The sequence below is a fragment of the Bradyrhizobium sp. USDA 241 genome, from assembly GCF_049739505.1.
Lineage (GTDB): Bacteria > Pseudomonadota > Alphaproteobacteria > Rhizobiales > Xanthobacteraceae > Bradyrhizobium > Bradyrhizobium liaoningense.
In genome coordinates this window covers 474,147-488,016 of sequence record NZ_JBMGPZ010000004.1, presented here as the reverse complement: position 1 = coordinate 488,016, position 13,870 = coordinate 474,147, and the positions used below count along the sequence as shown (strand labels likewise).

Below are 13,870 nucleotides of genomic sequence, written 5' to 3'. Positions count from 1 at the left end.
CCTTGCTTCAGTGGAAGTAGTCGCGTCCGCGGATGTTGCCGTGGCGCAGGGGCTGGTGCTCGAAAGATTCGTCGAAGAACGTGCGATCGAGGCCGTTCTGGAGGATCGATCTAATCGAGGCGACGGAGCGCGCCTTGATGAGGATGCCCCTCCGGCAGGCTGCGTCGAGGCGTTCGGCGCCGTAGCTTTTGACGAGCGCCAGAATGCCAAGGCAGGTTCGAAAGCCTTGTTCTGGATGGGGGCGGGCGTCGATCACGGCCTGGAAAAACGCTGCTGTCGAAGGACCGATCCGCTCGCCGGCGGCGATCACCGCGGCGGGGGTCCATTTGCCGTAGCGGCGATGGGCGCTGGGCATGTGGTCGGCGATGGTGGTGTGTCCGCGTCGGTTGGGCGCGCGGGCATGGCTGGCGATCCGCTGGCCCTTGTGGAAGATCTCGACCGTCCGATCGTCGATACGGGCATCGACCAGCTCGCCAATCAGACGATACGGCGCGGAGTACCAATGGCCGTCGACCTCGACATGATAATCGGGAGCGAGGCGGCAGCGCTTCCAGCGTGCGAAGGCATAAGGCTGATCTGGCAGCGGGGTTAGCTTGGGTTTGTCGAGTTCGGCAAACAGTTCGGCGCGGCTTGAGCCGAAGCCACGCATTTGACGAGCATTGAGTTCGTCGACGAGTGTCTTGATGGCGGCGTTGAGCTCGGCCCGGGAAAAGAAGCGCTGATTGCGCAGCCGGGCCAGAATCCAGCGCTGGGCGATTTGCACCGCGACCTCGACCTTCGCCTTGTCTTTTGGGCGCCGCGGCCGTGCGGCGAGAATGGCCGTGCCGTAATGGCTCGAGCTATGCGGGATTTTGGGTGACGAGGCGATCAGGCGGCGTGGTTTTCCGGCACTTGGATGACCTCGATGCCGTTTTCGAATCTGACACCTGCGCTGACCTTCGGCAACTGATTTGTGCCTTTCAGCCGCCGCCAGGTCTTTGATGCGGCGCAGAGCAGCTTGAACACCATCAACTTGGCAGTCGTTGACGATAACGAACCTTTCGTGCGCACCGTTCTGTGCCGGACCGTCGCGAACACGCTTTCGATGGGATTCGTCGTCCGCAAGTGGTCCCAATGCTCGGCGGGGAATTCGTAGAACGCAAGCATTGCGTCGCGATCTTTCGTCAGGCACTCGACCGCCTTGTCGTACTTCGCTCCGTATTTCTCGGCAAAGACATCGATCGCCACTTCGGCCGAAGCTCGGTTGGACGCCAAATAGACCTCGCGCAGATCCTTCTTCATGCTGGCCTGTACCGACACTGCGACTTTGTTCAAGATATTCGCGGTTTTGTGCACCCAGCACCGCTGATGTCGCGTGGCGGGAAAGACCTCGTCGAGCGCCTTCCAGAAGCCGAGCGCGCCGTCACCGACGGCGATTTCCGGGGCGATCTTCAGCCCTCGGGTTTTCGCCTCGACGAGCAGTTCGTGCCAGCTCTGCGTGCTCTCGCGCACGCCGACCTGGAAGCCGATGAGTTCCTTCTTGCCTTCCGGCGTCGCGCCGATCAGCACCAGCATGCATTCGCTGTGGTCTTCCATGCGAGCCTGCAGGAAGACGCCGTCCGCCCACACGTATACGTACCGGCGCGCCGACAGATCGCGCTTCTGCCAACGCTCGTACTCGAGCTGCCACTCCGTCGTCAGTCTGGAAACCACCGCCGGAGAAAGATTCGGCGCATCCTTGCCCAAGAGCGCCGCCAGCGCCTCCTGGAAGTCGCCCGTCGAGATGCCTCGCAGGTACAGAACCGGCAAAAGTGCATCCAAGCTCTTCGTGCGCCGTGCCCACAACGGCAGGATCGCCGAGGTGAAGCGGATCCGCTCGCCATCGCTGGTCACCGCGCGATCGCGAATCTTTACCCGGGCGACTTCGACGGCGCCGATCCCCGTCTGGATCGTCCGCACTGGACCATGGCCGTGTCGCACGAGGCGGTCGCGGCCATCGGGAAGCTTCAAGCCCTTCATCGCGGCGAGAAACGCCTCGGCTTCCATCTCGACAGCCTGCGCAAGCAGCTGCCGAGCTCCAGATCGCAAAATATTCGTCAGTGGATCGTCGATCTCATCGGGCTGACGCAGTGGGACAATGTTGCTATGCTCGTTCATGGCGTATCGCTCTCCTTGAGGTTCTGGCAGGCTCGACACCCGCCTCGATACGCCGCCTATCTCATTCCGTCATCACCCAGTTTCCCGCATAGCTCTAATGGCTCGCCATCTCGGCATAAGTGCGATTGAGGCCGGGATCGTAGCGGTCGGGGTTGCTGACGGCGGCTTTGAGGTTGTCGCAGACCACGAACGTCGGCGTTCCGCTCAAAAACGTGAACAAGTTGACGTGGGCCCGGATCCAGTCGGCCAAGCTCTCGCTGGGGCAGGCCTCGGCGTAGGTGTGGTTCGAAGCGCCCATCGCCGCGACGAACAGCTTCATCGGCTGCACTTCCCCGGTCAGGGGATCGACGATGTCGATGGTGTCGCCGGCGAAATCCACGAACACCTTCTCGCCGCCCAGATGAATCTGCCGCATCGAAGGTCGGACCCGCCCCTTCCAGGCCTCGTAGGTAGTGCAGAACCACGTGTACCCGAAACCGTCGGGATTAACGGCGCGATACTCCTCCCAGAGCAGGCGACGGGTTACGTTGCGCCGGCGGAGCTCTTTATCGATGTAGCTCCAGTCGGGCACCGGCCGCTGCGGGCTCTGAGACGCTGGTCGTGGGGCCGGGAAAAGCAAAAGCTCCAGGTCTTCATCGGTCATTCCCTCCGGAAGCGGCCAGCTCAACCCAGCAGAGCGGGCGCGGCTCAGGTAGCTGTGCACAACGCCGTTGCTGACGCCCACGCTCCGCGCGATGGCCCGCTCTGGCAGGCCTTGAAAATGTTTTAACCGAAGGACTTCCTTGATCCGGCGCATCGACAATCTCTGGGTAGGCATTGGACTTCCTCGTTAACCACGAGGTCATCCCTAAGCCGGTTGAGTTGTCGGCCGAAGCGCTGCAAGGCTCCGAAAGCCTTGCTCACGATCCCGCGAAATCGTTGCTCACGATCGTCTGAAATCTCTGCTCACGATCCCCTGAAATCCGCGCTCACGATCCCGCGAAACGCGCAGAACGGTGCGCACGAAAGGTTCGTTATCGTCAACGACTGCCAAGTTGATGGTGTTCAAGCTGCTCTGCGCCGCATCAAAGACCTGGCGGCGGCTGAAAGGCACAAATCAGTTGCCGAAGGTCAGCGCAGGTGTCAGATTCGAAAACGGCATCGAGGTCATCCAAGTGCCGGAAAACCACGCCGCCTGATCGCCTCGTCACCCAAAATCCCGCATAGCTCCTCGAGTTCACCGATGTGCTGCTGGACGCGAAGATCGCCATCAGCATGGACGGCAAGGGCGCCTGGCGCGACAACGTGTTTGTCGAGCGGCTCTGGCGCACGGTCAAATACGAAGAAGTATATCTCCGCGCCTACGACAGCGTGTCCGAGGCGCGAGCGTCAATTGCCAAGTATCTGGCCTTCTACAATCAGGGACGCCCTCACTCGAGCCTTGACGGGCGCACGCCCGACGAGGCTTACTTCGGCACGCAAGCTATGGTGATGGCCGCATGACCGTCGCCGACGGTTTTGTCGTCGCTCTGGTCGGGCTACGCCCTCCCGACGCAACGACAAAACCGTAAAGCCCCGCGTTCAGCATAACCCGGCAGGAATCCACTTAAATCCAGCGGGGCGCTGTCCAAACAACCGGGGCCAGCTCTGTCGTCGGTCTCAAGATACTGGACCTTGTGGCTTTGCAGGATCGCCTGATAGGCAATCGCCTTGGCGATGTGCGACTTCCCGGTGCCAGGTTTGCCAACAAGCAGAGCGTTCTCGCCAGCGGCAATGAACGCCAGGGTGTGGAGCTGGAAGCAGGTCTGACGTGGCAGTTTGGGATTGAAGGACCAGTCGAACTCGGCGAGCGTCAGCTTTTCGTCGAGCCCGGATTGCTGGTATCGCCGCTCGATAAGACGGGACTGACGACGGTCCAGTTCATCCTGCAGGATAAGGGAGAAGGTCTCGAGGAAGGGCTGGTTGGCGCCCTGCGCCTGGAGCACGCGCGTCTGCAGCGTGTCGCGGACACCCGACAGGCGCAGCTGTCGTAGGCAACGCTCAATTTCCGGCATGGTCATCATGTGGCTAGTACCCACTTTTCTTGGAACGTGAGTCGTGATTCAAGGTCGGGATGATACCCGAAGCAAGAGAAGTCCACCTTTCGAGGAAAGATCGCAAGGTGCTTGAGGCGTGCTGTCGCTCACCGGTGACGTTGCAGCGCGATTTGAAGCGGGCGCGGATAGTTCTGTTGGCGGCGGATGGGCGCAGCACCCGGTCGATCGCCAAGGAAGTTGGGGTCCAGCCGCGGATTGTCAGCCTTTGGCGGCATCGCTATGCCGACCATGGCCTTGAAGGGCTGCAAGACAAGCCGCGGCCTGGCAAGCAGCCGATCTATACGAAGACGACCGACAAGCGGATTCTGAAGCTGCTGGATAAGCCGCCACCGCAAGGGTTTGCGCGCTGGACCGGCCCCCTGCTGGCCGAGGCGCTGGGCGATGTCGATGTCCAATATGTCTGGCGGTTCCTGCGAGGGTGTCAGTAACTCGGTGTAAGATGGTTTCTGTGAGTTTACCTTTGACAGGAGACTCACATGGCTACGGATTTTTCACCTGAGATTTTGGACCAGCTTCTTGCCGGGGGCAGCCTCAAGCCAGAAGACTTAGCCGGCGAAGACGGGCTTTTCAGACGACTGAAGAAGGCGCTTCTGGAGCGCGCACTGGGTGCGGAGCTGACCCACCACCTTGGCTATGAGAAGGGCGACCCGGCGGGCCGCGGGTCGGGCAACAGCCGCAACGGCACAAGCAGCAAAGCGCTGTTGACGGACGACGGCGAGATCGAGATCGAGGTGCCGCGCGACCGCGCCGGCACGTTCGAACCGGTGATCGTCGCGAAGGGCCAGACCCGCTTCGACGGCTTCGACGAGAAGATCATCAGTCTCTACGGGCGGGGCATGACGGTACGGGAGATCCAGGGCCATCTGGCCGAGCTCTACGGCACCGAGGTGTCCCCCGATCTGATCAGCAAGGTCACCGACGCGATTCTCGACGAGGTCCGCGAATGGCAGAGCCGGCCGCTGGAAGCGATCTATCCGGTGGTCTTCTTCGACGCACTCAGGGTCAAGATTCGCGATGAGGGGATGGTCAAGAACAAGGCAGTCTACGTCGTGCTGGGCATCACTGCATCGGGCGAGAAAGACGTGCTCGGGCTTTGGATCGAGCAAACCGAAGGCGCCAAATTCTGGCTCAAGGTCATGAACGATCTGAGGAACCGCGGCGTCGCCGACATCCTGATCGCCGTCGTCGACGGTCTGAAGGGCTTTCCCGAGGCGATCAACAGCGTCTTTCCCAAGGCGATGGTCCAGACCTGCATCGTGCATTTGATCCGCAACAGCCTATCCTTCGTGTCCTGGAAGGATCGCAAGGCGATCCTTCCCTCGATCAAGGCGATCTATCATGCCGAGAATGCCGACGCCGCTCTGCTCAGGCTCGAGGACTTCGAAGCCGAGTGGGGCAAGCGCTATCCCGCGATCGGGGCGGCCTGGCGCCGGGCGTGGGAGCACGTCATTCCGTTCTTCGCCTTCGCGCCGGAGATACGCAAAATGATCTATACCACCAACGCGGTCGAGGCGCTGAACCGTTCGCTGCGCAAGATCATCAAAACACGCGGCAGCTTCCCCAACGACGAGGCGGCGATGAAGCTGCTTTACCTCGCCATCAGAAATGCCGGCATCCATTGGCGACGACCGGTTGCATGGACGGCCGCAATGGGCCAGTTTGCCATCCAGTTCGGCGAGCGCTTTGCAGGCTCAGCGGACTGACCCCATGGGGTCAGTCCGCTGACCCCGCAAACCCCTCACAGAGACGCTCTTACACAAAACTTCTGACACTCCCGTTCCTGCGCAGCCACAAGATTGACCTGGTGGCTCGCAAGTCCTGGTGCGAGAGCAACGACCCGAACTTTACGGCCAAAGCCGCCGATGTTGTCGGCCTCTATGTCGCGCCGCCGGCGAAGGCCATTGTGCTGTGCGTGGACGAGAAGCCCTCGATCCAGGCTTTGGAGCGAGCGCAGGGTTATCTGAAGTTGCCCAATGGCCGCGCCTTAACCGGCCAAAGCCACGATTACAAGCGGCATGGCACCACAACATTGTTTGCGGCGCTCGAAGTCGCCACCGGAAAGATCATCGCGACCCATTCAAAACGCCGGCGCCGCGTCGAGTTTCTCGATTTCATGAACAGCGTCACCGCGACTTTTCCGAACCGCAAGCTTCACGTCATCCTCGACAACCTCAACACCCATAAAAAGAACGAGGACTGGCTCAAGGCCCACCCCAACGTGCAATTTCATTTCACGCCGACAAGTGCGTCATGGCTCAATCAGGTCGAAGTATGGTTTTCCATCTTGCAGGGGCAGTCGCTCAGCGGCACCTCCTTCACGAGCCTCAAGCAGCTTCAGGAACACATCGATGCCTACGTCAACGCATACAACGACAGAGCCGAGCCCTTCGTCTGGACCAAGAAAAAGGTCCGTCAACGCCGTTTCAAAGGCCGCCGTATCACTCAGCTCTGATTCCGGGTACTAGGTCTCCAGTTTAAGGTGAGAAGGTGCAGCGGGAGCGCTCGTGGCGCCGGAGTTGGCCGGGGTTGCGCAGGCGACACGAGCGCGGATTGCCGTGGCGTGATCGTCGTGAGCCTCGGCCTGCCGACCATTGTCGTCGGCGTCGCGCCGCACAGCGCGGCTGAAGAGGTCGCCGTATTCCGCGGGGGTACGGATCAGCGGATGATCCTGGGTGAGCGGCGATGCCGGCTGTGGCGTCACTCCAACCTGCTCGATCGCCTGTTCGAACAACCGCTCGACGGTCGCACGCACGTGCTTGTAGCGGTAGATGCGGTTGTCGATGGCGTGCGCGCAGGCCTGCTCGACCAGCCGCGCCGGATACTTCCGGCCCAGCCCGACAATGCCCCACATCGCGCGCTGTCCGGGGCGCCCTTCGGTGTCGAACACCTGCTGGCACAAGGCCCTGGTCTGCGGTCCGATGCGCTCGGCGCTCGCCAGCAGCACGGCGGTTTGCCGCGACGGGTTGAACGGCCGTTCGCTGGTCGGCAGGACGACAGAACCGGGGTGCGCCATCCGGGAATGAACACGCAGCAGCGCACGGGTGTGGCGATCACGGATCTCGATCGTGGTGGTGTAGATGCGCACGACGACCTGGCTGCCGATCGGCGCGGGCCGCGCGGCGTAATAGCTGTTGTCGACGCGTACGGTGGTGTCGTCGCAGACAGTCCGGACGACTTCGGTGAAGATGCGGAAGGGAGCGACAGGCAGCGGCCGCAGGTGCGGCTTCTCTTCCTGGAACATCGCCTCGACCTGACGGCGCGTGCTGCCGTGGATGCGTTTGGAAGCCCAGTTCTCCTCCCAGTGCCTCAAGAACTCGTTTTGCGCCTCCAGCGTCTCGAAGCGCCGTCCGGCCAGCGCAGTGCCCTGGGTATGTTGAATCGCATTCTCGACGCATCCTTTCCGATTTGGATCGGCCACGCGCGCGGGATCGGCGACCACGGCGTAATGAGCCAGCATCGCGCTGTAAATCGGGTTGAGCTGGGGCTCGTACAAATCCGGCTTGAGGACGCCTTCCTTCAGGTTGTCGAGCACGACATAGCTGGGGACCCCGCCAAAATACCGGAACGCCTCTTCGTGGAGCTGCGCCCAGACTTGTTGGCTGGACTTCCAGACTACCCGCCGGAAGCTGCGCCGCGAGTAGCGTAGCGTCATCACGAACAGGCGGGGACGACGGTACCGCCCGCTCTTCGGATCAACCGTCGGCGCGCCCTCGCCATAGTCGACCTGAGCTTCCTCGCCGGGGAGGAACTCAAGACGATCAAACTGCTCAGGATCAGCGTGCCGCAACCGGCGCACAAACCGCTTGACACTCTGGTAGCTGGACGGAAAGCCAAATTGATCAACCAGGTCCTGGTAAATCGCCTGCGCGTTCCGCTTCAGCCGGACCTGTTCTTCGATCCACGTCCGATGCGCTTCGCAAGCCGAACGGGCCAGGCTGCTGGTGACCGTCGCTTCCGATGTCCCAAAAGCCGGTGGTCGGGGTGGAGGAATTTGGCCGTCCGCGCTCACCGAGCCGGTGGTCACTTCCCCGGGGGAATTTGCCTCCGCACCGGCCCGCAGCGCCTGATAACGCCGGATCGTCTTGCGATCGACACCCGTCAGCCGGTGAATCTCGCGCTGGCTGGTGTTGCGATCAAGTAATGTAAGTACGGTGCTTTGCAGATGTCGCTTCAAGACGTTCAACTCCCCGGCCCCTTGCTGGCTAAAGGGGTCGAACATAAACGTCCTGCCTGACCGGCTACTGCTGTTCAGCGGCGCTGACGGCGATCATCAGGTGGGGGAGTTTCAAGTGACCATACCCGGGGGATTTTGACCGACCCACGGGGATCGGGCTCCCACCGAGTTGTGATCATTCAGCCATGATCTGCCGCTAGCAGGAATGCGCGGAGTTCATGCGCAGTTCATTTCGTGATCCCTAGCTTTCGGCCGCCAAAACCAGCCATCCCCTTCGGAGGAGACCTACCATGCCAGCATTGCTTCGTCCCGCCCTCACCGCGCTGAGCGTTGCGTGCCTTCTGTCTGCAGCTTCGTTCGCCTCCTCCGGCGCTGCTTTCGCCCAGGCCAAGCAGCAGGCTGCGCCCACTCAGCCGACCGCGCCGGCGCAGCAGCAGGCGCCCGCGTTGAAGCAGATCGCGCTGACCGACAAGCAGCTCGACGGCGTGCTCGCTGCGCAGAATGACATGGATGCGATCACGGAGAAGCTTCCGGAGAACGCCGCGCCCGACCAGAAGGTGATCGCGCAGCTCGAGGAGGTTGCCAAGAAGCATGGCTTTGCCAGCTATGACGATTACAACAACGTCGTGGACAATATCAGCCTCGTGATCGGCGGCTTCGATCCCGCGACCAAGAAGTATGTCGGCCCCGAAGCGGTCATCAAGGCGCAGATCGCAGAGATCCAGGCCGACAAGAAGATGCCGGCCAAAGACAAGAAAGAAGCCCTCGACGAGCTCAACGAGGCGCTGAAGACGCCGGCCCCGCAAATCGAGAACAAGGGCAACATCGATCTCGTCGGCAAGTACTACGACAAGCTGGTCGCCGCGCTCGGTGACGAGGAAAATTGACCATGGAATGCCGTCATTCCCCGGCTTGACCAGGCCGGCGATGATATCCGCACCCAACGCAAAAGCCCCGGAGACATCTCCGGGGCTTTCGTCGTTTCGTCGCTTGCAGCGCGATGCGGCTACGTCCTTGTCCGCATCCGCATCATGAATGTGTCGAAGCTGAGCTCGGCCACCTGCATCCAGGCCAGCGACTCGCTGCGGAAAGCGGTGAGGCTCGCATACATCTTGCCGAAATGCGGGTTGCTCTTGGCGAGATCGGCGTAGATCTCGTTGGCTGCGCCGTAGCAGGCTTCGAGCACCTCCTGCGGGAAGGGCTTGAGGATCGCGCCGGCCGCGAGCAGCCGCTTGAGGGCGGGTGGACCGAGTCGTACTTGCCGGTCACCCAGGTGAAGGTATCGAGCGATGCCGTCGAGATCGCTGCCTGATAGTGCTTCGGCAGCGCGTTCCATTTCTCCAGATTCATGATGTTGTGGCCCTGGCCGGTGCCTTCCCACCAGCCCGGATAGTAATAGTACTTCGCCACCTTCACGAAGCCGAGCTTCTCGTCGTCATAGGGCCCGACCCACTCCGCCGCGTCGATCGTCCCCTTCTCCAGCGCCGGATAGATGTCGCCCGCCGCGATCTGCTGCGGCACGCCGCCGAGCTTCGAGACGATGGTGCCGGCGAAGCCGCCGACGCGGAATTTCAGGCCCTTGAGATCATCGACGGTCTTGATCTCCTTGCGAAACCAGCCGCCCATCTGCGCGCCGGTCGAGCCTGTGGGAACGCCGATCGCATTGTGCTCCTTCAAGAGACCGTTGAGCATGTCCTGACCGCCGTTCCACAACAGCCAGGAGATGTGCTGGCGCGTGTTGAGACCGAACGGCAGCGACGTGCCGAAGGTGAACGCGGGGTTCTTGCCCCAATAGTAATAGAGCGCAGTGTTGCCCATCTCGACGGTGCCGTTCGAGACCGCGTCGAGCACCTGCAGGCCCGGCACGATCTCACCGGCAGCAAAGGGCTGGATCTGAAAGCGGTTGTCGGTGATCTCGGCGATGCGTTTGCAGAAATATTCGCAGCCGCCATAGAGCGTATCGAGCGACTTCGGCCAGCTCGCCGCCAGCCGCCATTTCACCTCGGGCATCGACTGCGCGATAGCCGGCGAAGCAACGGCACTTGCGGCCAGGCCCAATCCGCCCGCCGTCAGGAATTTACGACGTTCCATGCGTTTCCCTCCTGTGATGTCGTGTCCTCGACGAGGGATCGCGGTCTTGGCGCCGCTTTCGTCTTCGCCGGTGGCCGACGTTTCCTTATTGTCCGAAATTCAGTATTCCCGGATCGCAGTCAGCATGACCAAAGGGGAACCGCAAATCAAGCGCACTTTGGTCGTGCCGCCGCCAAGCCGGTCAATGCTGCGCTGCGAATGCGGCTTCCATGGCCTTGCGCGTCTTCACCGTTTCATTGCCCGGCTCGAATTCGACATCGCTCCAGCGCACCACCGCGCCATGGGCGACGTCATGTTTCAGCTTCACGCGATGTGCGAGTCCGATGGGCAGGGCGCCAGCCCTCAGGCTCGCAGCCGCCGGTACCAGCTTGCCCCACACCGTATAGCCCCCTTCGCCGTCGAGCATCTCCCCGGCGCGCAGATTGCGCTTGGCCACCGCGGCGACGTCGCCGCGGAAGCCGATGGCCTGCCCGGTCGGTTCGCCCCGCAGCGCGGCCGACAGCACCGAGATGTTCAGCTCGAGCCCGATCAGATGATAGGGCTTGTACATCGCGGCGAAGCGTCCGCTGGCGTCGGTCTTCAGGCCATATTGCCTGAAGCAGTCGGCGGCATAATCGTTCGGCGCCTCCAGCACGACATAGACGCCCCAGCGCAGATCGCGAAACACCGGCCGGCCGTCGCGCTCGAGCGAGGAGACGACCTCGACGACGCCGGACCGCTCGAGCACGCCGCCGCGCGAGCGCGGCCGCATGATGTGCGGCAGGTCGTCGACGCCGCAGGGCGGAAACAGCAGGCCGTCCGTGGGCACGTCGAGGCCGCAGGCGTTCGCAATCGCGGCCATCTCGATCGCCGATTTGGTGCCGTCGAGAAAGGAATTGAACATCTGCGGATTCATGCCGGCCGATTGCGCCTCGCCCGCAGTCAGGCCGTAATGCTGCCAGACGCCGTCGGGCGTCACGTCGTGATAGGCCGGCAGATATTTCGTGCCTTTGCCGGCGGCGACGACGCGGAAGCCGGTGGCCCGCGCCCAATCCACCATCTCCGCGGTCAGCGCCGGCTGGTCGCCATAGGCCAGCGAATAGACCACGCCGGCCTTGCGCGCCTCCTCGGCGAGCAGGGGGCCCGCCAGAACATCGGCCTCGACATTCACCATCACGATGTGCTTGCCGGCCGCGATCGCGGCGCGCGCATGCTTGATGCCGACCGCGGGATTTCCGGTCGCCTCCACCACCACGTCCATCGCGCCGCCGGCAATGGCGCGCGCGCCGTCATCGGTGAACATGGTTGCGGCGATCCGCTCGGCGCTCCAGCCGACCATGCGGCAGGCCTCGCGCGCGCGGTCACGGTCGATGTCGACGATGATGGGCACCTCCAGCCCAGGCGTGTGCGGCACCTGCGCCAAGAACATCGAGCCGAATTTGCCCGCGCCGATCAGCGCGACTCGGACCGGCTTGCCGGCGCTGGCGCGGGCCTGGAGGAGGCGGGAGAGGTTCATGGGGACACCCGATCATGATCGTCTCCCGGACGCGGTGCAGCGTGTAACGCTGCTCCGCAGAGCCGGGATCCAAAGAAAAACCATCCGTGCGGTATGGGCCCCGGCTCAGCAGCGCATCACTGACGTGCTGCGCTGCGTCCGGGGCACGAGAGCATCCTACTCCGCCGCCTGGCGCGGTGCACGGGCAAGCCGCAGCAGCGCGTCGTCGTCCACGGTCTTGATCGGCGCAAAGTCGCGATGCGCGATGTAGTCCGGCCGGGTCGGTGTGCGGATGTGGTTCGAGACCGCGTTCAGCGTCAGGTACACGATCTTGCGCGGGTAGGGCGTGATGTTGCCGGCAGATCCATGCACGAGATTGCCGTGGAACATCAGCATGCCGCCGGGCTTGCCGGTCGGTGCGACAATGCCGCCCTGCTTGACGAGGCGGGTCACGGTGTCCTCGTCCAGCGTCCACAGCGGATAGGAGGTGGTGGCGAGATCATGCGAGGCCGCCAGGTCGCCTGCATTTTGGCTGCGCGGCACCAGCATCAGGGGGCCGTTGATCGGCATCACCTCGTCGAGGAAGATCGCGATGTTCATCGCACGCGGCTCCGGCATCCCGTCGTCGCGCTTCCAGGTGCCATAATCCTGGTGCCACTGCCAGACGTCGCCCGTGAAGGCCGATTTCGCGTTGATCTTGAACTGGTGCATGTAGACCGGCTCGCCGAACACCTGCTCGACCGGCTCGATCATGCGCGGATGCGCGCCGAGGAGTCCGAAGGCCTCGTTGTAGAGGTGTGCGGCAAAGGCCGTGCGCGGCGCGCCGCTCTTCTCGCGCCAGACCTCCGGCCGGTTGGCGTCGTAGATGCCGACCGCCTCGCGCGCGAGCAGATCGACCTCCTCCTGGCTGAACAACTCGGGCAGGAACAGCCAGCCCTCGCGGTTGAAGAACTCCAATTGCTCCTGTGACAATTTCATGGGTCGTCCTCCTGTTTTGATTTGTTCTCTTTCTCGTCATGGCCGGGCTTGACCCGGCCATCCACGTCTTTGCGGCTCGTCAAGAAAGAACGTGGATGCCCGGCACAAGGCCGGGCATGACGGCGCCTGCCGCTACGCCGCCGCCTCGTCCGTCGCCCTCAATCTTTCCTCGGTCATCCGTCCCGCCGTCTGCGCATGCGTCAGCGCCGCGCGCTCGGCTCCGTTCGCGTCGCCGGCGAGAATGCGTGCGGCGATGTCGGCATGTTCGGCCCAGGCGCTGTCGCGATAATCGAGCTCGGACAGCACCGTCGCCATCGAGCGCCGCATATGCGGCCATTGCGGTGCGATCGTTTCCTCGATCACGGGATTGCCGGCGAGCTGATAGATCGCGCGGTGGAAGTCGACATCGAGCGCGATGAGATCGGCCAGCGTCGTGTTGCGGTCGCTGCGGCGTCCGGCGGCAAGCGCCGCGTCGAGCCGTGCGCGTCCGGCCGCGTCAGTGCCTGCGCGCGCCGCGGCGAGTCGGGCCGCCAGCGCGTCGATGGCGCCGCGTACCTCGTAGAGCTGGCGGATGCGCGCGGGATCGAGCTGGGTGACTTCAAATCCCCGGCGGCCGCTTTCCGCGACCAAGCCCTGGCGGTGCAACAGATGCAGCGCATGCGAGACCGGCTGGCGCGACACGCCGAGCCTGTCGGCCAGCTCGTTCTGACGGATGCGCTGGCCGGGACGCAATGTGCGGTCGGAGATCGCTTCCAGGATCCGCGCATAGACCTGGTCGATCAGGTTCGGGAGCGGGTCGAGAGGGATCACGCCGGGAGCTCCTCGTACGGAATACGGAATTCCGTATCGAAAGGTATGCTGCGATGGCTAGGGCGTCAAGGCGAACCGTCGAGGTCCCGCTCAAGGCGGCTTTTCTGCCCCCGCTAAGCCGTTGATATCACT

General features: G+C 62.9%; 7 protein-coding genes and 8 pseudogenes. 6 read left to right on the top strand and 9 right to left on the bottom strand.

The window, feature by feature from the left end:
* Nucleotides 1-7: 7 nt before the first annotated feature.
* From istA (ABIF91_RS12030) to istA (ABIF91_RS12020), 3 genes and pseudogenes are all read right to left on the bottom strand, one after another.
* A pseudogene (istA, locus tag ABIF91_RS12030) lies at nt 8-838 on the bottom strand (IS21-like element ISFK1 family transposase); the annotation flags it as partial.
* Between the two features lie 29 nt (nt 839-867).
* On the bottom strand, nt 868-2,136 hold the full coding sequence (locus ABIF91_RS12025) for an IS256 family transposase (protein ID WP_014497957.1): 1,269 nt from the start codon (nt 2,134-2,136) through the stop codon (nt 868-870).
* Between the two features lie 97 nt (nt 2,137-2,233).
* Nucleotides 2,234-2,953, bottom strand: a pseudogene (gene istA / locus ABIF91_RS12020) (IS21-like element ISFK1 family transposase); the annotation flags it as partial.
* Nucleotides 2,954-3,125: 172 nt separating this feature from the next.
* On the opposite strand from istA (ABIF91_RS12020), the pseudogene ABIF91_RS12015 reads away from it, so the two are divergent.
* Nucleotides 3,126-3,314: pseudogene (locus ABIF91_RS12015) on the top strand (IS256 family transposase); the annotation flags it as partial.
* A gap of 34 nt (nt 3,315-3,348) precedes the next feature.
* Nucleotides 3,349-3,618, top strand: a pseudogene (locus ABIF91_RS12010) (integrase core domain-containing protein); the annotation flags it as partial.
* Between the two features lie 119 nt (nt 3,619-3,737).
* On the opposite strand, the pseudogene ABIF91_RS12005 reads toward ABIF91_RS12010, so the two are convergent.
* A pseudogene (locus ABIF91_RS12005) lies at nt 3,738-4,178 on the bottom strand (ATP-binding protein); the annotation flags it as partial.
* Nucleotides 4,179-4,228: 50 nt separating this feature from the next.
* Between ABIF91_RS12005 and ABIF91_RS12000 the strand changes: the two are divergent.
* The 3 genes and pseudogenes from ABIF91_RS12000 to ABIF91_RS11990 form a co-directional block, all read left to right on the top strand.
* Nucleotides 4,229-4,627 (top strand): annotated as a pseudogene (locus ABIF91_RS12000) (helix-turn-helix domain-containing protein); the annotation flags it as partial.
* A 60-nt stretch (nt 4,628-4,687) separates the two neighbouring features.
* Nucleotides 4,688-5,914, top strand: coding sequence for an IS256 family transposase (locus tag ABIF91_RS11995; protein WP_038960272.1), 1,227 nt, complete (start codon nt 4,688-4,690; stop codon nt 5,912-5,914).
* Between the two features lie 74 nt (nt 5,915-5,988).
* Nucleotides 5,989-6,663, top strand: a pseudogene (locus ABIF91_RS11990) (IS630-like element ISRj1 family transposase); the annotation flags it as partial.
* Between the two features lie 9 nt (nt 6,664-6,672).
* Here the strand turns inward: ABIF91_RS11990 and istA (ABIF91_RS11985) are convergent.
* The gene (gene istA / locus ABIF91_RS11985) at nt 6,673-8,430 is read right to left on the bottom strand and encodes an IS21-like element IS1631 family transposase (RefSeq protein ID WP_100214066.1); all 1,758 of its coding nucleotides are present in this window, start codon (nt 8,428-8,430) and stop codon (nt 6,673-6,675) included.
* Between the two features lie 245 nt (nt 8,431-8,675).
* Between istA (ABIF91_RS11985) and ABIF91_RS11980 the strand changes: the two genes are divergently transcribed.
* Entirely contained in the window at nt 8,676-9,272 is a 597-nt protein-coding gene (locus tag ABIF91_RS11980; RefSeq protein ID WP_028179282.1) for a hypothetical protein, read from the top strand.
* A gap of 119 nt (nt 9,273-9,391) precedes the next feature.
* On the opposite strand, the pseudogene ABIF91_RS11975 reads toward ABIF91_RS11980, so the two are convergent.
* From ABIF91_RS11975 to ABIF91_RS11960, 4 genes and pseudogenes are all read right to left on the bottom strand, one after another.
* Nucleotides 9,392-10,476, bottom strand: a pseudogene (locus ABIF91_RS11975) (TRAP transporter substrate-binding protein).
* Between the two features lie 181 nt (nt 10,477-10,657).
* Complete coding sequence (locus tag ABIF91_RS11970) at nt 10,658-11,971, bottom strand: NAD(P)H-dependent oxidoreductase (protein ID WP_284280913.1); 1,314 nt, start codon at nt 11,969-11,971, stop codon at nt 10,658-10,660.
* A gap of 156 nt (nt 11,972-12,127) precedes the next feature.
* Complete coding sequence (locus tag ABIF91_RS11965) at nt 12,128-12,928, bottom strand: phytanoyl-CoA dioxygenase family protein (RefSeq protein ID WP_028179285.1); 801 nt, start codon at nt 12,926-12,928, stop codon at nt 12,128-12,130.
* Between the two features lie 132 nt (nt 12,929-13,060).
* Nucleotides 13,061-13,738: a GntR family transcriptional regulator gene (locus ABIF91_RS11960; protein WP_028179286.1), complete on the bottom strand. Its 678-nt coding sequence runs from the start codon at nt 13,736-13,738 to the stop codon at nt 13,061-13,063.
* Between the last annotated feature and the right edge of the window lie 132 nt (nt 13,739-13,870).

Coding starts and splice junctions, on each gene's coding strand:
- ABIF91_RS12025 (WP_014497957.1), bottom strand. CDS start 2,136: ATGAACGAGCATAGCAACATTGTCCCACTGCGTCAGCCCGATGAGATC.
- ABIF91_RS11995 (WP_038960272.1), top strand. CDS start 4,688: ATGGCTACGGATTTTTCACCTGAGATTTTGGACCAGCTTCTTGCCGGG.
- istA (WP_100214066.1), bottom strand. CDS start 8,430: ATGTTCGACCCCTTTAGCCAGCAAGGGGCCGGGGAGTTGAACGTCTTG.
- ABIF91_RS11980 (WP_028179282.1), top strand. CDS start 8,676: ATGCCAGCATTGCTTCGTCCCGCCCTCACCGCGCTGAGCGTTGCGTGC.
- ABIF91_RS11970 (WP_284280913.1), bottom strand. CDS start 11,971: ATGAACCTCTCCCGCCTCCTCCAGGCCCGCGCCAGCGCCGGCAAGCCG.
- ABIF91_RS11965 (WP_028179285.1), bottom strand. CDS start 12,928: ATGAAATTGTCACAGGAGCAATTGGAGTTCTTCAACCGCGAGGGCTGG.